This window comes from Streptomyces sp. NPDC001970, from assembly GCF_053594115.1.
Window position 1 is genome coordinate 156,778 of the sequence record NZ_JBSFDW010000010.1, and the last position, 21,061, is coordinate 177,838.

A 21,061-nucleotide genomic window follows, 5' to 3' on the forward strand; every position below is an offset into this window, starting at 1 on the left:
CGGGGGTGGCGGACCAGGGCCGCGCTCCCCCCGGCTCTCGCTGGGAGGCACCCCCAGGTCGCGCCGTCGCAGTTCCAGGCGCGAGCATGAGGAGCACCGTTGAGCAGGTTGCGCTGGCTGACCGCGGGGGAGTCGCACGGACCCGCACTGGTGGCGACGCTGGAGGGTCTTCCCGCCGGTGTCCCGATCACCACGGAGATGGTGGCGGACCACCTCGCCCGGCGGCGCCTCGGCTATGGACGCGGTGCACGGATGAAGTTCGAGCGTGACGAGGTCACTTTCCTGGGTGGTGTGCGGCACGGGCTGACGATGGGCTCGCCGGTCGCGATCATGGTCGGCAACACCGAATGGCCGAAGTGGGAGAAGGTCATGGCGGCCGATCCGGTCGACCCGGCCGAGCTCGCCGAACTGGCCCGCAACGCCCCGCTGACCCGGCCCCGGCCCGGCCACGCCGACCTCGCCGGCATGCAGAAGTACGGCTTCGACGAGGCCCGGCCGATCCTGGAGCGCGCGAGCGCCCGCGAGACCGCCGCCCGTGTCGCCCTCGGCGCCGTCGCCCGCTCCTACCTGAAGGAGACCGCGGGCATCGAGATCGTCTCGCACGTCATCGAGCTCGCCGCGGCCAAGGCGCCCTACGGCGTGTACCCGACCCCGGCCGATGTCGAGAGGCTCGACGCCGACCCGGTCCGCTGCCTGGACGCCGACGCCTCGAAGGCGATGGTCGCCGAGATCGACCAGGCCCACAAGGACGGCGACACCCTCGGCGGCGTCGTCGAGGTGCTCGCGTACGGCGTGCCCGTGGGCCTCGGCTCCCACGTCCACTGGGACCGGCGCCTCGACGCGCGCCTCGCGGCCGCCCTCATGGGCATCCAGGCCATCAAGGGCGTCGAGGTCGGCGACGGCTTCGAGCTGGCCCGTGTGCCCGGCTCCCAGGCGCACGACGAGATCGTGACCACGGAGGACGGCATCAGGCGTACCTCCGGCCGCTCCGGCGGCACCGAGGGCGGACTGACCACCGGTGAGCTGCTGCGCGTCCGTGCGGCGATGAAGCCGATCGCGACCGTGCCGCGGGCCCTCAAGACCGTCGACGTCGCCACCGGCGAGGCCGCGGCCGCGCACCACCAGCGCTCGGACGTGTGCGCCGTGCCGGCCGCCGGCGTCGTCGCCGAGGCCATGGTCGCGCTCGTCGTCGCCGACGCCGTCGCCGAGAAGTTCGGCGGCGACAGCGTCCCCGAGACCCGCCGCAACGTGCAGTCGTACCTCGAGAACCTGGCCATCCGGTGACCGGACCGCAGGTCGTTCTGATCGGGCCGATGGGCGTCGGCAAGTCCACCGTCGGCGCCCTGCTGGCCGAGCGCCTCGGCGCCGGCTACCGGGACACCGACGCGGACATTGTCGCCGCGCAGGGCCGTGAGATCTCGGACATCTTCATCGAGGAGGGCGAGCCGTACTTCCGCGAACTGGAGCGCGCGGCGGTACGGGCCGCGGTCGCCGGGCACACGGGCATCCTGTCCCTGGGCGGCGGCGCGATCCTCGACGAGGGCACCCGTGAGCTGCTGTCCGGGCTGACCGTCGTCTATCTCTCGATGGACGTCGAGGAGGCCGTGCGCCGCGTCGGACTCAACACGGCCCGCCCCCTGCTCGCCGTCAACCCGCGCCGCCAGTGGCGCGAGCTGATGGAGGCCCGCCGCCATCTGTACACCGAAGTCGCGCGCGTCGTCGTCGCCACCGACGACCGCACCCCCGAAGAGGTCGCCCAGGCGGTCCTCGACGCCTTGGAGTTGAAGGACGCATGACCGAGCAGTCAGCCACCCGTATCCAGGTCGGCGGCACAGCGGGCACCGACCCGTACGAGGTGCTCGTCGGCCGGCAGCTGCTCGGCGAGCTCCCCGGGCTGATCGGGCCCAGGGCCAGGCGCGTCGCCGTCATCCATCCCGAGGCGCTCGCCGATACCGGTGACGCGGTCCGCCAGGACCTCGCCGACCAGGGGTACGAGGCCGTCGCGATCCAGGTGCCGAACGCCGAGGAGGCCAAGACCGTCGAGGTCGCGGCGTACTGCTGGAAGGCGCTCGGCCAGACCGGCTTCACCCGTACCGACGTCATCGTGGGCATCGGCGGCGGGGCGACCACCGACCTCGCCGGCTTCGTCGCGGCGTCGTGGCTGCGCGGAGTCCGCTGGATCGCGATCCCGACCACGGTCCTCGCCATGGTCGACGCGGCCGTCGGCGGCAAGACCGGCATCAACACCGCCGAGGGCAAGAACCTCGTCGGCGCCTTCCACCCACCGGCGGGTGTGCTGTGCGACCTGGTCGCCCTGGATTCCCTGCCGGTGAACGACTACGTCAGCGGCCTGGCCGAGATCATCAAGGCCGGCTTCATCGCGGACCCGGTGATCCTCGACCTGATCGAGGCCGATCCGGAGGCCGCCCGCACGCCGTCCGGGCCGCGCACCGCCGAGCTGATCGAGCGTTCCATCCGGGTCAAGGCCGAGGTCGTCTCCAGCGACCTCAAGGAATCGGGCCTGCGCGAGATCCTCAACTACGGTCACACGCTGGCGCATGCCATCGAGAAGAACGAGCGCTACAAGTGGCGGCACGGTGCCGCCGTCTCCGTCGGCATGGTCTTCGCCGCCGAACTCGGCCGCCTCGCCGGGCGGTTGGACGACGCCACCGCCGAGCGGCACCGCACGGTCCTGGAGTCGGTCGGACTGCCGCTGACGTACCGCGGCGACCAGTGGCCGAAGCTCCTGGAGACCATGAAGGTCGACAAGAAGTCCCGCGGCGATCTGCTGCGCTTCATCGTGCTCGACGGCCTCGGCAAGCCGACCGTCCTGGAGGGCCCCGACCCGGCGGTCCTGCTCGCCGCGTTCGGCGAGGTGTCCGCATGACCCGTCGCGTCCTGGTGCTGAACGGCCCCAACCTCGGGCGGCTCGGCTCGCGGGAGCCCGATGTGTACGGTGCCACGTCGTACGCGGGACTGGTGGACGCCTGCCGGTCGCTGGGCAAGGAGCTCGGCTTCGACGTCGACGTCCGCGAGACGAACGACGAGGGGGAGATGGTCCGCTGGCTCCACGAGGCGGCGGACGGCTCGCTCCCGGTCGTTCTCAACCCCGGTGCGTTCACGCACTACTCGTACGCGATGCGCGACGCGGCGGCCCAGCGGACCGCGCCGCTCATCGAGGTGCACATCTCGAATCCGTACGCACGGGAGGAATTCCGCCACACTTCGGTGGTCGCGGCTGTCGCCTCCGGAACGGTCGCGGGCTTCGGGATCGGCTCGTACCGGCTGGCCCTGCGGGCGCTCGCCGACGAAGTCGAGGGCTGAACAGGCCTCGACGGGGCACTGCGTACCGGCCCCGGCCGTTCCCACTGTGGCGGCCGGGGAGGGTACCGTTCGGTACGGGCCGGTCAACTGCCGCCCGACCAGCGTGAAGTCGCACGAGACGGAGTGGCACCGGATGCAGCACGGAGCGGGTGGTCCGCTGCCGCCCCAGGGACCCGGGCAGGGGCCGGCGGCCGGGTGGGAGCATCGGGGCCGGCACCCCGTCCCGCCACCGCCACCACCGCCGCAGGGCCCGTCCGCCCACGGCTGGACCGGTCCCGCCCCGCACCACGCCGCCGCGCCACCCTCCCGTGACACCACGGGGCACGTGCAGCTGCCCCCGGGCGGACCCGTTCCCCTACCCTCCCCCATGGCTTCGCCCGGGGGGACCCCCACGCCTCCAGCCGAGAGCGGGACCGGCACCGCCACGCTCGCGGTGCTCCTCATAGGCCCGGCAGGCGCGGGCAAGACCACCGTGGCCCGCCACTGGGCCTCCGCCCGCCGTGTCCCCACCGCACACATCAGCCTGGACGACGTCCGCGAATGGGTCTGCTCGGGCTTCGCCGACCCCCAGTCCGGCTGGAACGACCGGTCCGAGGCCCAGTACCGCCTCGCGCGCCGCACCTGCGGATTCGCCGCCCGCAACTTCCTGGCCAACGGCATCTCCTGCATCCTCGACGACGCGGTCTTCCCCGACCGCCCGGTCGTCGGCCTCGGCGGGTGGAAACGCCATGTGGGCCCCGGCCTGCTGCCGGTCGTCCTCCTTCCCGGACTCGAGGTCGTCCTGGAGCGGAACGCCGAGCGCAGCGGCAACCGCCGCCTCTCCGACGAGGAGGTCGCCGGCATCCACGGCCGTATGGCCGGCTGGTACGGCTCGGGCCTCCCGATCATCGACAACTCCAAGTACGACGTCGAGACGACGGCCCGCATCCTCGACGACGTCCTCGCCCGCTCGATCGCGAGCCCACCGGCCTGGTAGTCGTATTCCGGCCCGTCCGGTTCCAGCCCGTCCGGCCGTTGCAGCGGTGTGCTGGGGCACATTTCTGGGCACATTTCCAGCCCGTCCGGCCGCTGCGGACGGACGTGCGGGCCTTCCGGGCGGGCTCCGCCCGTGCATCGGGCCGGTGCGGCGTTCGAGGACGGACACGAGGGACCCCGGACGGTTCCGTCCGTCCCGCCTCGGGTCCCCCGCCCGCAGGGCGTACCCGGGGGCGGGGGGCGGCGCTCCGGGCCCCGACACCCCGCACGGACGCGCTCGACCGGCCGAATTCGCTCGCCGCTCTTAGGCTCGTGTCATGTCCGAGGTGTTCGCTGCCCGACGCGGGTTGCTGCGGGACCGCTTCGCGGCCGTCGGCAGCTCAGCGGCCCTGGTGTCCCGCCCTGCAAACGTCCGCTATCTCGCGGGCGCCGCGCCGCCCGGTGCCGTACTGCTGCTGGGCCCCGGAGGGCCGGCCGCCGACACCCTGCTCTGCCCGAGCCCGCCCACCGGCGACCCCGCGCACGGCAGGCTCGACGAACGGCTGCAGCAGACCGTGCTGCCCAACCACGGAGGCGACGCGGCCGTCGCCGCAGCCCAGGCCGCCGGAGCCGGCGGAGCGGACTCCCTCGCCGTCGAGGAGCACCATCTCACCGTCGCCCGCCACCGCGCCCTCGGCTCGGTCGCCCCGCACCTGCGCTTCTGCGACCTCGGTGGCGCCGTCGAGCAGCAGCGGATGGTCAAGGACGAGGACGAGATCGCCTGCATCCGCATCGCCGCCGAGATCACCGACCAAGCCCTCGGTGAACTGCTCGAATCCATCCTCGTCGGCCGCACCGAGCGCCATCTCGCCCTGGAGCTGGAGCGCCGGCTCGTCGACCACGGGGCCGACGGCCCGGCCTTCCGCACCTCCGTCGCCACCGGACCCAACGCCGGACTCAGCGGCCACCGCCCCTCCGACCGCCGTGTCGAGGAAGGTGATTTCCTCGCCGTCTGCCTCGGCGCCAACTACCGCGGCTACCGCTGCGAGATCGGTCGCACCTTCGTCATCGGAACCACCCCGGCCGACTGGCAGATCGAGCTGTACGACCTCGTCTTCGCCGCTCAGCGGGCCGGCCGCGAAGCCCTGGTCCCCGGCACGGAGTACCGCGAGGTCGACCGCGCCGCCCGTCAGGTGCTGGACTCCGCCGGCCACGGCCACGGCCTCCCACCCTCGACCGGGCACGGCGTCGGGCTCGAAATCGACGAGGACCCGCAGCTGACACCTGCGGCCATGGGTAAACTGGACGCTTGTGTGCCGGTCACCGTCGAACCGGGGGTCCACCTCCCGGGCCGGGGCGGGGTCCGGATCGATGACACGCTCGTCGTGCGCCAGGAGGCGGACGGCGGACCCGAGCTACTCACCATCACGACCAAGGAGCTGCTCGCGCTCTAGCCGAGCCGGCAGCGCGTACCTACGCATCTCCTCGGTCGTCCACCAGCGTCAGTCCAGGAGATTCCGCAACCGTGGCTTCCACGAACGACCTCAAGAACGGCATGGTGCTCAAGCTCGACAACGACCAGCTGTGGTCCGTCGTCGAGTTCCAGCACGTCAAGCCCGGCAAGGGCCCTGCCTTCGTGCGCACCAAGCTCAAGAACGTGCTGTCCGGCAAGATCGTCGACAAGACGTTCAACGCCGGTGTGAAGGTCGAGACGGCCACCGTCGACCGCCGCGACATGCAGTTCTCGTACATGGACGGCGAATACTTCGTCTTCATGGACATGCAGACGTACGACCAGCTGCACGTCGCGCGCACCGCCGTCGGCGACGCCGCGAACTTCCTCATCGAGGGCTTCACCGCCACCGTCGCCACCCACGAGGGCGAGGTGCTCTACGTCGAGCTCCCGGCCGCCGTCGAGCTGGTCATCCAGGAGACCGAGCCGGGCGTCCAGGGCGACCGCTCCACCGGTGGCACCAAGCCGGCCACCCTGGAGACCGGCTACACCATCCAGGTCCCGCTCTTCATCACCACCGGTGAGAAGATCAAGGTCGACACCCGTTCCGGCGACTACCTCGGCCGGGTGAACAGCTAACCGTGGCTGCCCGCAACAAGGCGCGCAAGCGCGCCTTCCAGATCCTGTTCGAGGCCGACCAGCGCGGAGCCTCCGTGCAGACGGTCCTCGCCGACTGGATCCGGCACGCGCGGACCGACGATCGTCAGCCGCCGGTCACCGAGTACACGATGGAGCTGGTCGAGGGCTACGCGAAGCATGCGGCCCGCATCGACGAGCTCATCGCCACCTACGCGGTCGGCTGGACGCTCGACCGCATGCCCGTCGTCGACCGCAACATCCTGCGGCTCGGCACGTACGAGCTGGTGTGGGTGGACGAGACTCCCGACGCGGTGGTGATCGACGAGGCGGTGCAGCTCGCCAAGGAGTTCTCCACGGACGACTCCCCGTCCTTCGTGAACGGCCTCCTGGGCCGCTTCAAGGACCTGAAGCCGGGCCTGCGTCGCGACGCCGACGCCGAGGCCTGAGCGCCGGGCTCAGGCCTCGGCCACGGCTCAGCCACGAAGGCCCGCAGCGCATGCGCTGCGGGCCTTTTACGTGCATCCCCGCGGCGGGGGCGTAGTGCCCGTGCCTCGGCGCACCGGGTGTCCGTCCTCGAGCTCCGGGCGGACCCGAGGCGTGCTTCACCTGTCGAGTGGGCCGGTGTCCCCGTCGTCGAAGGGCGGACGGGCCGGGGCGGCCGCCCGGCGGGCACGGTGGCCAGGCGGGGTCTCCCGCCTCCGAAACGGCCGCGGGCCAGGGGCAGCGTTGCTTCCCCCCGGCCCGGCGGCACGTTTCTGCTGGTGTGGCGTCAGCTCTCCTCGTGCGCGACCGCACGACGTGCGTCCGCGTCCAGCACGCCCCAGCTGATCAGCTGCTCGGTGAGGACCGAGGGCGACTGGTCGTAGATGACGGCGAGCGTGCGCAGGTCGTCCTGGCGGATCGAGAGCACCTTGCCGTTGTAGTCTCCGCGCTGGCTCTGGATCGTCGCCGCGTAACGCTGCAGCGGGCCGGCCTTCTCCGCGGGGACATGGGCGAGGCGCTCCAGGTCCAGAACGAGCTTGGGCGGCGGCTCAGCGGCACCGCCGGGCGTGGTGCCCGGGAGCAGCTCCTGAACCGGGACCCCGTAGAAGTCGGCCAGCTCGGCGAGGCGCTGCACGGTCACGGCACGGTCCCCGCGCTCGTACGACCCGACGACGACGGCCTTCCAGCGGCCCTGGGACTTCTCCTCCACCCCGTGGAGCGAGAGCCCCTGCTGGGTACGGATGGCGCGGAGCTTGGCCCCGAGCTGTTTTGCGTATTCGCTGGACATATAGCTCCCCGGACACTCTATCGACGTGCGGCTCCGCCGCGCGGCTGGTCACTCACTGTGAGGTTACGCAGCGTTACTTGGCTGCGTCAAGCCGAATGGTCCGTACGACTCTCCCGAGGGTGTGGCCAGGGGCCGGGCGGGACCCTGGTACCGTGGACGGCGCAAATCCGACGTCCTTTAAGGTCCGTCCCGTGAGGCGGAGAAGGAGGTCCGTTTCGTATGGACACGCACAACCCCGATGTCGCACGCCCTGTCCTTGAGGGCCCCGACATCGCGCGGGTACTGACCCGCATCGCCCACGAGATCGTCGAGCGCGCGAAGGGCGCCGAGGACGTGGTGCTCCTCGGTATCCCGACACGCGGGGTCTATCTTGCCCGCAGGCTCGCCGACAAGCTCGCGGAGATCACCGGCCGCACGATCCCGGTCGGCTCCCTCGACATCACCATGTACCGCGACGACCTGCGGCTCCGTCCCGCCCGCGCCCTCGCGCGCACGGACATTCCGGCCGACGGCATCGACGGCCGTCTGGTCGTCCTCGTCGACGACGTGCTCTTCTCCGGCCGCACCATCCGCGCCGCACTCGACGCGCTGAACGACATCGGCCGCCCGCGCGCCGTCCAGCTCGCGGTCCTCGTCGACCGCGGCCATCGTGAACTGCCCATTCGCGCCGACTACGTCGGCAAGAACCTCCCCACGTCGTTGCGGGAGACGGTCAAGGTCCTGCTCGCCGAGGAGGACGGTCGCGACACCGTGCTGCTCGGCGAGCGGAGCGAGATGGGGGTGCCCCCGGACGAAGTCTGGGGGAGCGAGACCGCCCCGGCCGGCGAGCAGTAGCACCCGTACGGCCTTCCGAGGCAAGGCCCCGACCGAAGCCGCGACGCCAACAGGCGGCGGCCGGAGCCGAAGCCGAGGCCCGGAACCGAAGCCCTACGGGCCCGTGCCTGCACGCCCGCATGCCCCGCAAACCGCCACACATCGGAGCACACCCAGATGAAGCGCCACCTCATCTCGGCCGCCGACCTCACCCGCGACGACGCCATCCTCATCCTCGACACCGCCGAGGAGATGGCCCGGGTCGCCGACCGGCCGATCAAGAAGCTGCCCACCCTGCGCGGCCGTACCGTCGTCAACCTCTTCTTCGAGGACTCCACCCGCACCCGGATCTCCTTCGAGGCCGCCGCCAAGCGCCTCTCCGCCGACGTCATCAACTTCTCGGCCAAGGGCTCGTCCGTCTCCAAGGGAGAGTCCCTCAAGGACACCGCGCTCACCCTGGAGGCGATGGGCGCCGACGCCGTCGTGATCCGCCACCACGCCTCCGGCGCCCCCTACCGGCTCGCGAACTCCGGCTGGATCGACGGAGCCGTCGTCAACGCGGGCGACGGCACCCACGAGCACCCCACCCAGGCCCTGCTCGACGCCTTCACCATGCGCCGCCGCCTCGTCGGCCGGGACGCCGGGACAGGGCGCGACCTCGAAGGGCGCCGCATCACGATCGTCGGCGACGTCCTGCACAGCCGCGTCGCCCGGTCCAACGTCCTTCTGCTCACCACGCTCGGCGCCCACGTCACCCTGGTGGCCCCGCCCACCCTGGTGCCGGTCGGCGTAGAGACCTGGCCGTGCGACGTGTCGTACGGCCTCGACGACGTACTGCCGAAGTCCGACGCCGTGATGATGCTGCGTGTGCAGCGCGAGCGGATGAACGCCGCATTCTTCCCGACCGAGCGCGAGTACTCGCGCCGCTACGGCCTGGACGGCGAGCGGATGGCCCGGATGCCGGAGCACGCCGTCGTGATGCACCCCGGCCCGATGAACCGCGGCATGGAGATCACCGCCGAGGTCGCCGACTCCGACCGCTGCACCGCCGTCGAGCAGGTCGCCAACGGCGTCAGCATCCGCATGGCCGTCCTCTACCTGCTGCTCGGCGGAAACGAACCTGCCGTCACCAACTCGCGCACCGAGGAGAACCAGTAAAGATGAGCAAGATCCTGATTCGTGGCGCGAAGGTGCTCGGCGGCGACCCGCAGGACGTCATGATCGACGGAGAGACCATCGCCCAGGTGGGTGAAAATCTCGAGGCCGGCGACGCCACGGTCGTCGGGGCCGAGGGCAAGATCCTGCTCCCCGGCCTGGTCGACCTGCACACCCACCTGCGCGAACCGGGCCGCGAGGACTCCGAGACCGTCCTCACCGGTACGCGCGCGGCCGCGAGCGGCGGCTACACGGCCGTGTTCGCCATGGCCAACACCTTCCCCGTGGCCGACACCGCCGGCGTCGTCGAGCAGGTCTGGCGCCTCGGCAAGGAGCACGGCTACTGCGACGTCCAGCCCATCGGCGCCGTCACCGTCGGCCTGGAGGGCAAGAAGCTCGCCGAGCTCGGCGCCATGCACGACTCCGCCGCCGGGGTCACCGTCTTCTCCGACGACGGCAAGTGCGTCGACGACGCGGTGATCATGCGCCGCGCGCTGGAGTACGTGAAGGCCTTCGGCGGCGTCGTCGCCCAGCACGCCCAGGAGCCGCGGCTGACCGAGGGCGCCCAGATGAACGAGGGCGTCGTCTCCGCGGAGCTGGGCCTCGGCGGCTGGCCCGCCGTCGCCGAGGAGTCGATCATCGCCCGCGACGTCCTCCTCGCCGAGCACGTGGGCTCCCGCGTCCACATCTGCCACCTGTCGACCGCCGGGTCCGTCGAGATCGTCCGCTGGGCCAAGTCCCGCGGCATCGACGTCACCGCCGAGGTCACCCCGCACCACCTCCTCCTCACCGACGAGCTGGTCCGTACGTACGACCCGGTCTACAAGGTGAACCCGCCGCTGCGCACCGAGCGCGACGTCATGGCGCTGCGCGAGGCGCTCGCCGACGGCACGATCGACATCGTCGCCACCGACCACGCCCCGCACCCGCACGAGGACAAGGACTGCGAGTGGGCCGCGGCCGCCATGGGGATGGTCGGCCTGGAGACCGCCCTGTCCGTCGTCCAGCAGACGATGGTCGAGACCGGCCTGCTGACCTGGGAGGGCGTCGCCGACCGCATGTCCTTCGCGCCCGCGCGGATCGGCCGGGCCGAGGGCCACGGCCGTCCCGTCTCGGCTGGTGAGCCCGCCAACCTCACCCTGGTCGATCAGGCATACCGTGGAACCGTGGACCCCGCGGGCTTCGCCTCCCGCAGCCGCAACACCCCCTACGAGGGCCGCGAGCTGCCGGGTCGCGTCACTCACACCTTCCTGCGGGGCCGGGCGACGCTCATGGACGGGAAGCTGGCGTGACACCTGCACTGATCAACCTCGCCGCCGAGGCCTCGGAGAAGCAGTCGGCGGAGGTGACCGACTGGGCCGCCCGCCTCGGCTGGGTGGCCGGGCTGCTGCTCTTCATCGCCCTCGTCTACTGGCTGATGCGCCAGGGCTGGAAGTGGCGCGGCGAGCTCCAGTCGGGCCTGCCCGAGCTGCCGTCCCGCCCGTCTCCCACCGCCACCCTCAACGGAGGCGGCAAGCCGCCACTGCCTGGTATGCCCGACGCGCCCGACACGCCCGACGCGCCGGGCGGGCCGAAGCTGAGCCTCACCGGCCGCTACCACGGCTCGACGACCGCCGGGCAGTGGCTCGACCGCATCGTCGCCCGCGGCCTCGGCACCCGCAGCCGCGTCGAGCTGACGCTCACCGACGCCGGAATCGACGTCGTACGTCCCGGGGCCACCGACTTCTTCATCCCGGCCGCGGCCCTGCGCGAGGCCCGCCTCGACAAGGGCATCGCCGGAAAGGTCCTCGCCGAGGGCGGACTGCTGATCGTCACCTGGGCGCACGGCGACCGGCAGATCGACTCCGGCTTCCGCTCCGACCACGCGGCCGAGCACGCCGCCTGGGTCGAGGCCGTCAACTCCATGATCACGACCGACTCGACGGAAGGCGCCGCACGATGACGACCTCCACCCGGGGAACCCGCGTTCCCGCAGTACTCGTCCTGGAGGACGGCCGCACCTTCCGCGGACGCGCCTACGGGGCCGTGGGGGTGACCTTCGGCGAGGCCGTGTTCTCCACCGGCATGACCGGCTACCAGGAGACCCTCACCGACCCGTCGTACCACCGCCAGGTCGTGGTGATGACCGCCCCGCACGTCGGCAACACCGGCGTCAACGACGAGGACCCCGAGTCCTCCCGTATCTGGGTGTCCGGCTATGTCGTCCGCGACCCCGCGCGCGTCCCGTCCAACTGGCGCGCCAGGCGCACGCTCGACGAGGAGCTGAGGCACCAGGGCGTCGTCGGCATCAGCGGCGTCGACACCCGCGCCCTCACCCGCCATCTGCGTGAGCGCGGCGCCATGCGCGTCGGCATCTTCTCCGGCAACGCGCTGCCCGACGAGGGCACGATGCTGGCCGAGGTGCGCCAGTCGCCCGAGATGAAGGGCGCGGACCTGTCGGCGGAGGTCGCCACCAAGGAGGCCTACGTCGTCCCGGCCATCGGCGAGAAGAAGTTCACCGTCGCCGCCGTCGACCTCGGCATCAAGGGCATGACCCCGCACCGGATGGCCGAGCGCGGCATCGAGGTGCACGTCCTGCCCGCCACCGCCACCGCCGACGACGTCTACGCCGTCGGTCCCGACGGGGTCTTCTTCTCCAACGGTCCGGGCGACCCGGCCACCGCGGACCACGCCGTCTCCGTCATGCAGGCCGTCCTGGAGCGCAGCACGCCGCTGTTCGGCATCTGCTTCGGCAACCAGATCCTCGGCCGGGCGCTCGGCTTCGGCACGTACAAGCTCAAGTACGGCCACCGCGGCATCAACCAGCCCGTGCAGGACCGTACGACCGGCAAGGTCGAGGTCACCGCGCACAACCACGGCTTCGCCGTCGACGCCCCGCTCGACACGGTCTCCGAGACCCCCTACGGCCGCGCCGAGGTCTCCCACGTCTGCCTGAACGACAACGTGGTGGAGGGCCTCCAGCTCCTCGACCGGCCGGCCTTCAGCGTCCAGTACCACCCGGAGGCGGCCGCGGGCCCGCACGACGCCGCGTACCTGTTCGACCGCTTCGTTTCCCTGATGGAGGGCCAGCGTGCCTAAGCGCACCGATATCCAGTCCGTCCTGGTCATCGGCTCCGGCCCGATCGTCATCGGCCAGGCCGCCGAGTTCGACTACTCCGGAACCCAGGCCTGCCGGGTCCTCAAGTCCGAGGGCCTGCGCGTCATCCTGGTGAACTCCAACCCGGCGACGATCATGACCGACCCGGAGATCGCCGACGCCACGTACGTCGAGCCGATCACACCCGAGTTCGTCGAGAAGATCATCGCCAAGGAGCGGCCCGACGCGCTCCTGCCCACCCTCGGCGGCCAGACGGCGCTCAACACCGCCATCTCCATGCACGAGCAGGGTGTGCTGGAGAAGTACGGCGTCGAGCTCATCGGCGCCAATGTCGAAGCCATCAACAAGGGCGAGGACCGCGAGCTCTTCAAGGAGGTCGTCGAGGCGGTACGGGAGAAGATCGGCCACGGCGAGTCCGCCCGCTCGGTCATCTGCCACTCCATGGACGACGTCATCAAGGGCGTCGAGACCCTCGGCGGCTACCCCGTCGTCGTCCGCCCCTCCTTCACCATGGGCGGCGCCGGCTCCGGCTTCGCGCACGACGAGGAGGAGCTGCGCCGTATCGCGGGGCAGGGCCTGACGCTCTCCCCGACCACCGAGGTGCTCCTGGAGGAGTCCATCCTCGGCTGGAAGGAGTACGAGCTGGAGCTGATGCGCGACAAGCACGACAACGTCGTGGTCGTCTGCTCCATCGAGAACTTCGACCCGATGGGCGTGCACACCGGTGACTCGATCACCGTCGCCCCGGCCATGACGCTCACCGACCGCGAGTACCAGCGGCTGCGTGACATCGGCATCGCGATCATCCGCGAGGTCGGCGTCGACACCGGCGGCTGCAACATCCAGTTCGCGGTCGACCCGGACGACGGCCGCATCATCGTCATCGAGATGAACCCGCGCGTCTCGCGCTCCTCCGCGCTGGCGTCGAAGGCCACTGGCTTCCCGATCGCGAAGATCGCCGCGAAGCTCGCCGTCGGCTACACGCTGGACGAGATCCCCAACGACATCACCGAGAAGACGCCGGCCTCCTTCGAGCCGACGCTCGACTACGTGGTGGTGAAGGCCCCGCGCTTCGCCTTCGAGAAGTTCCCGTCCGCCGACAACACCCTCACCACCACCATGAAGTCGGTCGGCGAGGCCATGGCCATCGGCCGCAACTTCACCGAGGCGCTGCAGAAGGCCCTGCGCTCCCTGGAGAAGAAGGGCTCGCAGTTCGACTTCACCGGCCCGGTCGGCGACAAGGACGAGCTGCTGCGCGAGTCCGCCCGCCCCACCGACGGCCGGATCAACACCGTCATGCAGGCCGTCCGCGCCGGAGCCACCCAGGAGGAGGTCTTCGACGCCACGAAGATCGACCCGTGGTTCGTGGACCAGCTCTTCCTGATCAAGGAGATCGCGGACGATCTCGCCGCCGCCGAGAAGCTCGACCCCGAACTGCTCGCCGAAGCCAAGCGCCACGGCTTCTCCGACGCCCAGATCGCCGCGATCCGGGGCCTGCGCGAGGACGTCGTCCGCGAGGTCCGGCACGCCCTCGGCGTCCGCCCGGTCTACAAGACGGTCGACACCTGCGCCGCAGAGTTCGCCGCGAACACCCCGTACTTCTACTCCTCGTACGACGAGGAGAGCGAGGTCGCCCCTCGCGAGAAGCCCGCGGTCATCATCCTGGGCTCCGGCCCGAACCGGATCGGCCAGGGCATCGAGTTCGACTACTCCTGCGTCCACGCCTCCTTCGCGCTCAGCGACGCGGGCTACGAGACCGTGATGGTCAACTGCAACCCCGAGACCGTCTCGACGGACTACGACACCTCCGACCGCCTGTACTTCGAGCCGCTGACGCTCGAGGACGTGCTGGAGATCGTCCACGCCGAGACGCTCGCCGGCCCCGTCGCCGGTGTCGTCGTCCAGCTCGGCGGCCAGACCCCGCTGGGCCTGTCGCAGGCGCTCAAGGACAACGGCGTCCCCGTCGTGGGCACGTCCCCCGAGGCGATCCACGCCGCGGAGGACCGCGGCGCCTTCGGCCGCGTCCTCGCCGACGCCGGCCTCCCGGCGCCCAAGCACGGCACCGCGACCACCTTCGCGGAGGCCAAGGCCATCGCCGACGAGATCGGCTACCCCGTCCTCGTACGCCCGTCGTACGTGCTCGGCGGCCGCGGCATGGAGATCGTGTACGAGGAGACCCGGCTCCGGACGTACATCGCCGAGTCCACCGAGATCGGCCCCGACCGGCCCGTCCTCGTCGACCGCTTCCTCGACGACGCGATCGAGATCGACGTCGACGCGCTCTACGACGGCACCGAGCTCTACCTCGGCGGCGTCATGGAGCACATCGAGGAGGCCGGCATCCACTCCGGCGACTCGGCCTGCGCCCTGCCCCCGATCACGCTCGGCGGCTTCGACATCAAGCGGCTGCGCGCCTCGACCGAGGCCATCGCACGCGGGGTCGGGGTCCGCGGACTGATCAACATCCAGTTCGCGATGGCCGGCGACATCCTGTACGTGCTGGAGGCCAACCCGCGCGCCTCCCGCACCGTGCCCTTCACCTCGAAGGCGACCGCCGTGCCGCTCGCGAAGGCCGCCGCCAGGATCTCGCTCGGCGCCACCATCGCGGAGCTGCGTGAGGAGGGCCTGCTGCCCGCTGTCGGCGACGGCGGCACGCTGCCGATGGACGCCCCGATCTCCGTCAAGGAGGCCGTGATGCCGTGGAGCCGCTTCCGCGACATCCACGGACGCGGCGTCGACACCGTCCTCGGCCCGGAGATGCGGTCGACCGGCGAGGTCATGGGCATCGACTCGGTCTTCGGCACCGCGTACGCCAAGTCGCAGGCGGGGGCCTACGGTCCGCTGCCCACCAAGGGCCGCGCCTTCATCTCCGTCGCCAACCGCGACAAGCGCTCGATGATCTTCCCGGCGCGCGAGCTGGTCGCCCACGGCTTCGAGCTGCTCGCCACCTCCGGCACCGCCGAGGTGCTCAAGCGCAACGGCATCAACGCCACCGTCGTGCGCAAGCAGTCCGAGGGCGAGGGCCCGAACGGCGAGAAGACCATCGTCCAGCTCATCCACGACGGCCAGGTCGACCTCATCGTCAACACCCCGTACGGCACCGGCGGCCGCCTCGACGGCTACGACATCCGCACGGCGGCGGTGGCGCGGAGCGTCCCCTGCCTGACGACGGTCCAGGCGCTCGCCGCCGCGGTCCAGGGCATCGACGCGCTCAACCACGGCGGAGTGGGCGTCCGTTCGCTCCAGGAACACGCGGAACACCTGACCGCGGCCCGCGACTAGCAGCCCACGAGGGGGACACCGGGAGCGGTGTCCCCCTCGTGGGTCTGGGGGCGTCCCCCGGAAAACACAGCATGAGGACACCCGTATGTACAAACTCTTCTTCCACCTCGTCTTCAGGCACATGGACCCGGAAGAGGCCCACTACCTGGCCTTCCGCTGGATCCGCCTCGCGGTCCGCATCCCCGTGCTGCGCACGCTCGTCGCCGTCGTGCTCGCGCCCCGCCACAAGGAGCTGCGCACCGAGGCGCTCGGCCTGCGCATGCACGGCCCGTTCGGCCTCGCCGCCGGCTTCGACAAGAACGCCGTCGCCATCGACGGCATGGCGATGCTCGGCTTCGACCACGTCGAGATCGGTACGGTCACGGCGCAGCCGCAACCGGGCAACCCCAAGAAGCGGCTCTTCCGCCTCGTACCGGACCGTGCGCTGATCAACCGCATGGGATTCAACAACGAGGGCTCCGCCGCGGTCGCGGCCCGGCTCGGGGCCCGCCGCGAGATCTTCAGGACGGTCGTCGGCGTCAACATCGGCAAGACCAAGGTCGTCCCGGAGGAGGAGGCCGTCCGCGACTACGTGGCGTCGACCGAGCGGCTCGCCCGCCACGCCGACTACCTCGTCGTCAACGTCTCCTCGCCGAACACGCCCGGGCTGCGGAACCTCCAGGCCACGGAGGCACTGCGGCCGCTGCTCGCCGCGGTGCGCGAGGCAGCCGACCGCAGCGTGTCCGGCCGCCGCGTCCCGCTCCTCGTCAAGATCGCGCCGGACCTGGCCGGCGAGGACGTAGACGCCGTCGCCGACCTGGCCGTCGAACTGGGCCTCGACGGCATCATCGCCACCAACACGACGATCGCCCGCGAAGGGCTCGGCCTGAAGTCCGACCCTGCGCTGATCAAGGAGACCGGCGGACTGTCCGGCGCCCCCGTCAAGGGGCGCTCGCTGGAGGTGCTGCGCCGCCTGTACGGTCGCGTCGGCGACCGCATCACACTCGTCGGCGTCGGTGGCATCGAGAACGCCGAGGACGCCTGGCAGCGCATCCTCGCCGGCGCCACGCTCGTCCAGGGTTACAGCGCCTTCGTCTACGAGGGCCCCTTCTACGCCCGCGCGATCCACCAGGGCCTCGCCGCGCGCCTGGCAGCCAGCCCGTACGCCACCCTCGCCGAGGCCGTCGGGGCCGAGGCCCCGAAGCCCCGGGCATGAGCGCGAACATCCACGGAGGAAACCTGATGTGCGACACTCCCGAGCCGTTCGGTGCGCGCCTGCGCCACGCGATGGACACGCGCGGGCCGCTCTGCGTCGGCATCGACCCGCACGCGTCGCTGCTCACCGCGTGGGGCCTGGACGACGACGTCGCGGGCCTGGAGCGCTTCACGCGCACGGTCGTGGAGGCGCTCGCCGACCGCGTCGCCGTCCTCAAGCCGCAGTCGGCCTTCTTCGAGCGCTTCGGCTCGCGCGGCATCGCGGTCCTGGAGCAGGCCGTCGCGGAGGCACGGGCCGCCGGCGCCCTGGTGCTGATGGACGCCAAGCGGGGTGACATCGGCTCGACCATGGGCGCGTATGCCGCGACCTACCTCGACCCGCGCAGCCCGCTGTTCTCCGACGCCGTCACCGTCAGCCCCTACCTGGGCTTCGGCTCGCTGCGGCCGGCCCTGGACGCGGCCGTGCTCAACGGCTGCGGGGTGTTCGTCCTGGCGCTCACCTCCAATCCCGAGGGCGCCGAGGTGCAGCGGTCCACCGCGGCCGGGGGTGTCTCGCTCGCCCAGCTCATGCTGAACCACATGGCCGACGAGAACGCGGGTGCCTCGCCGATGGGCTCGGTGGGCGCCGTCGTCGGGGCGACGCTCGGCGACGCGGGCGTCGACCTCGGCATCAACGGTCCGCTCCTCGCCCCGGGCATCGGTGCCCAGGGCGCGACCCCGGCGGACCTGCCGGGCGTCTTCGGCGCGGCGGTCGGGAACGTCGTACCGAGCGTGAGCCGCGGCGTGCTGCGGCACGGCCCGGACGTCGCGGCGCTGCGGGAGGCCGCGACGCGCTTCGCCGACGAGGTGCGGGTGGCGGTCGCGGGGGTCCAGGGCGTCTCGGGCTGACCCGCCGGAAGGGAACCCGGGGCAACTACTTGGGCCTCACACGAAATTTTTCTTGACAGAAACCCGGTCGGTATGTCTGGAATATCCAGGTCGGCGGATGCTGACCAGGACTTTTCCGCTGTTCTCGCTGACTGGAGCGGTCTCGGCCGCTAGTCTCCGTCGAGAGTCACCGATGCAATGCGTTGCATCGTTGCTCGCCTGGTGTGGGGCGACTAGGTTCCTCACCGGTCCGTATCCGACAGTTCGACATCCGAGGTGACGTAGGCGTGGCTCTTCCGCCCCTTACCCCTGAACAGCGCGCAGCCGCGCTCGAAAAGGCCGCCGCGGCTCGCCGGGAGCGGGCCGAGGTCAAGAATCGACTCAAGCACTCCGGCGCCTCCCTCCACGAGGTGATCAAGCAGGGCCAGGAGAACGACGTCATCGGCAAGATGAAGGTCTCCGCCCTGCTCGAGTCCCTCCCCGGCGTGGGCAAGGTCCGCGCCAAGCAGATCATGGAGCGGCTCGGCATCTCCGAGAGCCGCCGCGTGCGAGGACTCGGCTCCAACCAGATCGCCTCTCTCGAGCGCGAGTTCGGCAGCACCGGCGCCTGAGTCCGGGGCACTGCCGGGAAACTGGAATAATCGCTGCATGGCAGCAGAGGTACGTCCGCGGCTGACCGTGCTCTCCGGCCCCTCCGGGGTGGGCAAGAGCACGGTCGTCGCCCATATGCGCAAGGTCCACCCCGAGGTCTGGCTCTCGGTGTCGGCCACCACCCGAAAGCCGCGCCCCGGCGAGCGTCACGGCGTCCAGTACTTCTTCGTCACCGACGAGGAGTTCGACAAGCTGGTCGCCAACGGTGAGCTCCTGGAATGGGCAGAATTCGCGGGCAATCGCTACGGCACTCCCCGCCGAGCGGTTCTTGAGCGACTCGAGGCCGGGGAGCCCGTGCTGCTGGAGATCGACCTCCAGGGCGCGCGGCAGGTCAAGGAGTCCATGCCGGAGTCCCAGCTCGTCTTCCTGGCGCCACCCAGCTGGGACGAGCTGGTCCGCCGGCTCACCGGTCGCGGCACCGAGGCACCCGACGTCATCGAACGCCGCCTCGAGGCCGCCAAGGTCGAACTCGCCGCCGAATCGGAGTTCGACATCACCCTGGTCAACACCTCCGTCGAGGACGTAGCACGTGAGCTGCTAGCCTTGATGGAAGTTGTTTGATCTTTTTCCCACCTTTCGGAAGGTAGAGCGTGTCCTCTTCCATCACCGCGCCCGAGGGCATCATCAACCCGCCGATCGACGAGCTGCTCGAGGCCACGGACTCGAAGTACAGCCTCGTGATCTACGCGGCCAAGCGCGCGCGTCAGATCAACGCGTACTACTCGCAGCTCGGCGAGGGTCTGCTCGAGTACGTCGGTCCGCTCGTTGACACCCATGTCCACGAGAAGCCGCTCTCGATCGCCCTGCGCGAGATCAACGCGGGTCTGCTGACCTCCGAGGCCATCGAGGGCCCGGCGCAGTAGTCGCCACAGCACGTCAGTCCAGGCCCGGCGGAGCGTCCGCCGGGCCTGTGGTGTGTCATGGATACCGAGTCGAGTGCGGGAGTGGTCGTTCGTGGACAAGCCGAAGGTCGTTCTGGGGGTCAGCGGTGGTATCGCCGCGTACAAGGCGTGCGAGCTGCTGCGGCGGCTGACCGAGTCGGGTCATGACGTACGCGTCGTGCCCACCGCGTCCGCGCTGCATTTCGTCGGCGCACCGACCTGGTCCGCCCTGTCCGGGCACCCGGTGTCCACCGAGGTCTGGACGGACGTCCACGAGGTCCCGCACGTACGGATCGGACAGGGCGCCGATCTCGTCGTCGTCGCCCCGGCCACAGCCGACATGCTCGCCAAGGCCGCGCACGGCCTCGCCGACGACCTCCTCACCAACACCCTGCTCACCGCCCGCTGCCCGGTCGTTTTCGCGCCCGCGATGCACACCGAGATGTGGGAGCACCCGGCCACCCAGGAGAACGTCGCGACGCTGCGCCGGCGCGGCGCCGTCGTCATCGAGCCCGCCGTCGGCCGGCTCACGGGCGTCGACACCGGCAAGGGGCGGCTGCCCGACCCGGGCGAGATCTTCGAGGTCTGCCGCCGCGTGCTGGCCCGCGGCGCCGCCGTGCCCGACCTGGCCGGCCGTCATGTCGTGATCAGCGCGGGCGGCACCCGCGAGCCCCTCGACCCGGTGCGCTACCTGGGCAACCGCTCCTCCGGCAAGCAGGGCTACGCGCTGGCGCGTACGGCCGCGGCCCGCGGCGCCCGGGTGACGCTGATCGAGGCCAACACCGGCATGGCCGACCCCGCCGGGGTCGACGTGGTCCGCGTCGGCACCGCCGTGCAGCTGCGTGAGGCCGTGCTCAAGGCGGCATCCGACGCCGACGCGGTGGTCATGGCCGCGGCCGTCGCGGACTTCCGGCCGGCGACGTACGCCGAAGGCAAGATCAAGAAGAAGGACGGCCAGGAGCCCGCGCCGATCGTTCTGGTGCGCAACCCGGACATCCTCGCCGAGATCTCCGCCGACCGGGCCCAGCCGGGACAGGTGATCGTCGGCTTCGCCGCCGAGACCGACGACGCCCTCGCCAACGGCCGCGACAAGCTGCGCCGCAAGGGCTGCGACCTGCTCGTCGTCAACGAGGTGGGGGAGCGCAAGACCTTCGGCTCCGAGGAGAACGAGGCCGTGGTCCTCGGGGCGGACGGCAGCGAGACGCCCGTGCCGTACGGCCCGAAGGAAGCTCTCGCGGACACCGTGTGGGACCTGGTCGCCCCCCGGCTGGCCTGACGCCCCGGTCGCGGGTGCGGCCCTGACACTCCCGGTCCCGGGTGTGTGACACTGCGCGCACACGACGAGCCGGTCGGCGTCCGGGTGAATTCAGGACGCATCTCTCATTCGCCCCGGCGATGCCGCCAGAATCCGCGGAGAACCGGCCATCAGGCCGCACAGGCACGTCGATCGGCGTACAGTCGCACGCTGTTTGCGCGCCCGT

The 21,061-nt window shown here is 71.1% G+C and carries 21 protein-coding genes; 20 read left to right on the forward strand and 1 reads right to left on the reverse strand.

What is annotated here, in order from left to right; all coding sequences use genetic code 11:
- Nucleotides 1–99: 99 nt before the first annotated feature.
- The 8 genes from aroC to nusB all read left to right on the forward strand — a co-directional run bounded on the left by aroC (nt 100) and on the right by nusB (nt 6,816).
- Entirely contained in the window at nt 100–1,284 is a 1,185-nt protein-coding gene (aroC, locus tag ACWCP0_RS15480; protein ID WP_451079307.1) for a chorismate synthase, read from the forward strand.
- Between the two features lie 29 nt (nt 1,285–1,313).
- Nucleotides 1,314–1,796 (forward strand): shikimate kinase, encoded by a 483-nt coding sequence (locus ACWCP0_RS15485; protein ID WP_451079358.1) that lies wholly within the window; start codon nt 1,314–1,316, stop codon nt 1,794–1,796.
- A complete protein-coding gene (aroB, locus tag ACWCP0_RS15490) occupies nt 1,793–2,887 on the forward strand; it encodes a 3-dehydroquinate synthase (protein WP_451079308.1) in 1,095 nt (364 codons plus the stop codon). The genes ACWCP0_RS15485 and aroB overlap by 4 nt, the downstream gene beginning before the upstream one ends.
- Nucleotides 2,884–3,324, forward strand: a complete 441-nt coding sequence (gene aroQ, locus ACWCP0_RS15495) for a type II 3-dehydroquinate dehydratase (RefSeq protein WP_451079309.1) — start codon at nt 2,884–2,886, stop codon at nt 3,322–3,324. Before aroB ends, aroQ begins: the two co-directional genes overlap by 4 nt.
- A gap of 133 nt (nt 3,325–3,457) precedes the next feature.
- Complete coding sequence (locus ACWCP0_RS15500; RefSeq protein ID WP_451079310.1) at nt 3,458–4,300, forward strand: Pro-rich N-terminal domain-containing protein; 843 nt, start codon at nt 3,458–3,460, stop codon at nt 4,298–4,300.
- 316 nt (nt 4,301–4,616) lie between these two features.
- The gene (locus ACWCP0_RS15505) at nt 4,617–5,732 is read left to right on the forward strand and encodes an aminopeptidase P family protein (protein ID WP_451079311.1); all 1,116 of its coding nucleotides are present in this window, start codon (nt 4,617–4,619) and stop codon (nt 5,730–5,732) included.
- Nucleotides 5,733–5,803: 71 nt separating this feature from the next.
- Nucleotides 5,804–6,370, forward strand: coding sequence for an elongation factor P (gene efp / locus ACWCP0_RS15510; RefSeq protein ID WP_451079312.1), 567 nt, complete (start codon nt 5,804–5,806; stop codon nt 6,368–6,370).
- Nucleotides 6,371–6,372: 2 nt separating this feature from the next.
- Entirely contained in the window at nt 6,373–6,816 is a 444-nt protein-coding gene (gene nusB / locus ACWCP0_RS15515; protein WP_451079313.1) for a transcription antitermination factor NusB, read from the forward strand.
- A 323-nt stretch (nt 6,817–7,139) separates the two neighbouring features.
- On the opposite strand, the gene bldD is transcribed toward nusB, so the two are convergent.
- Nucleotides 7,140–7,640, reverse strand: coding sequence for a transcriptional regulator BldD (gene bldD / locus ACWCP0_RS15520; RefSeq protein WP_030607052.1), 501 nt, complete (start codon nt 7,638–7,640; stop codon nt 7,140–7,142).
- A 219-nt stretch (nt 7,641–7,859) separates the two neighbouring features.
- Between bldD and pyrR the strand changes: the two genes are divergently transcribed.
- The 12 genes from pyrR (at nt 7,860) to coaBC (ending at nt 20,856) form a co-directional block, all read left to right on the forward strand.
- Nucleotides 7,860–8,474 carry a bifunctional pyr operon transcriptional regulator/uracil phosphoribosyltransferase PyrR gene (gene pyrR / locus ACWCP0_RS15525; RefSeq protein ID WP_451079314.1) on the forward strand — a complete coding sequence of 205 codons (615 nt, stop codon included), beginning with the start codon at nt 7,860–7,862 and terminating at the stop codon, nt 8,472–8,474.
- A gap of 156 nt (nt 8,475–8,630) precedes the next feature.
- Entirely contained in the window at nt 8,631–9,611 is a 981-nt protein-coding gene (locus ACWCP0_RS15530; protein ID WP_451079315.1) for an aspartate carbamoyltransferase catalytic subunit, read from the forward strand.
- 2 nt (nt 9,612–9,613) lie between these two features.
- Entirely contained in the window at nt 9,614–10,900 is a 1,287-nt protein-coding gene (locus tag ACWCP0_RS15535; protein WP_451079316.1) for a dihydroorotase, read from the forward strand.
- Nucleotides 10,897–11,550 carry a PH-like domain-containing protein gene (locus ACWCP0_RS15540; RefSeq protein WP_451079317.1) on the forward strand — a complete coding sequence of 218 codons (654 nt, stop codon included), beginning with the start codon at nt 10,897–10,899 and terminating at the stop codon, nt 11,548–11,550. The genes ACWCP0_RS15535 and ACWCP0_RS15540 overlap by 4 nt, the downstream gene beginning before the upstream one ends.
- Nucleotides 11,547–12,686 carry a glutamine-hydrolyzing carbamoyl-phosphate synthase small subunit gene (gene carA, locus ACWCP0_RS15545; RefSeq protein WP_451079318.1) on the forward strand — a complete coding sequence of 380 codons (1,140 nt, stop codon included), beginning with the start codon at nt 11,547–11,549 and terminating at the stop codon, nt 12,684–12,686. Before ACWCP0_RS15540 ends, carA begins: the two co-directional genes overlap by 4 nt.
- Nucleotides 12,679–15,987, forward strand: a complete 3,309-nt coding sequence (gene carB, locus ACWCP0_RS15550) for a carbamoyl-phosphate synthase large subunit (RefSeq protein ID WP_451079319.1) — start codon at nt 12,679–12,681, stop codon at nt 15,985–15,987. The genes carA and carB overlap by 8 nt, the downstream gene beginning before the upstream one ends.
- An 85-nt stretch (nt 15,988–16,072) precedes the next feature.
- Nucleotides 16,073–17,182 carry a quinone-dependent dihydroorotate dehydrogenase gene (locus ACWCP0_RS15555; RefSeq protein ID WP_451079320.1) on the forward strand — a complete coding sequence of 370 codons (1,110 nt, stop codon included), beginning with the start codon at nt 16,073–16,075 and terminating at the stop codon, nt 17,180–17,182.
- Entirely contained in the window at nt 17,179–18,069 is an 891-nt protein-coding gene (pyrF, locus tag ACWCP0_RS15560; protein ID WP_451079321.1) for an orotidine-5'-phosphate decarboxylase, read from the forward strand. Before ACWCP0_RS15555 ends, pyrF begins: the two co-directional genes overlap by 4 nt.
- A gap of 266 nt (nt 18,070–18,335) precedes the next feature.
- Nucleotides 18,336–18,659: an integration host factor gene (locus ACWCP0_RS15565; protein ID WP_026246651.1), complete on the forward strand. Its 324-nt coding sequence runs from the start codon at nt 18,336–18,338 to the stop codon at nt 18,657–18,659.
- Nucleotides 18,660–18,696: 37 nt separating this feature from the next.
- Nucleotides 18,697–19,260: a guanylate kinase gene (gmk, locus tag ACWCP0_RS15570; RefSeq protein WP_351224255.1), complete on the forward strand. Its 564-nt coding sequence runs from the start codon at nt 18,697–18,699 to the stop codon at nt 19,258–19,260.
- A gap of 29 nt (nt 19,261–19,289) precedes the next feature.
- Nucleotides 19,290–19,562, forward strand: a complete 273-nt coding sequence (rpoZ, locus tag ACWCP0_RS15575) for a DNA-directed RNA polymerase subunit omega (protein ID WP_005319902.1) — start codon at nt 19,290–19,292, stop codon at nt 19,560–19,562.
- Between the two features lie 91 nt (nt 19,563–19,653).
- A complete protein-coding gene (gene coaBC, locus ACWCP0_RS15580) occupies nt 19,654–20,856 on the forward strand; it encodes a bifunctional phosphopantothenoylcysteine decarboxylase/phosphopantothenate--cysteine ligase CoaBC (RefSeq protein ID WP_451079322.1) in 1,203 nt (400 codons plus the stop codon).
- Nucleotides 20,857–21,061: the final 205 nt, after the last annotated feature.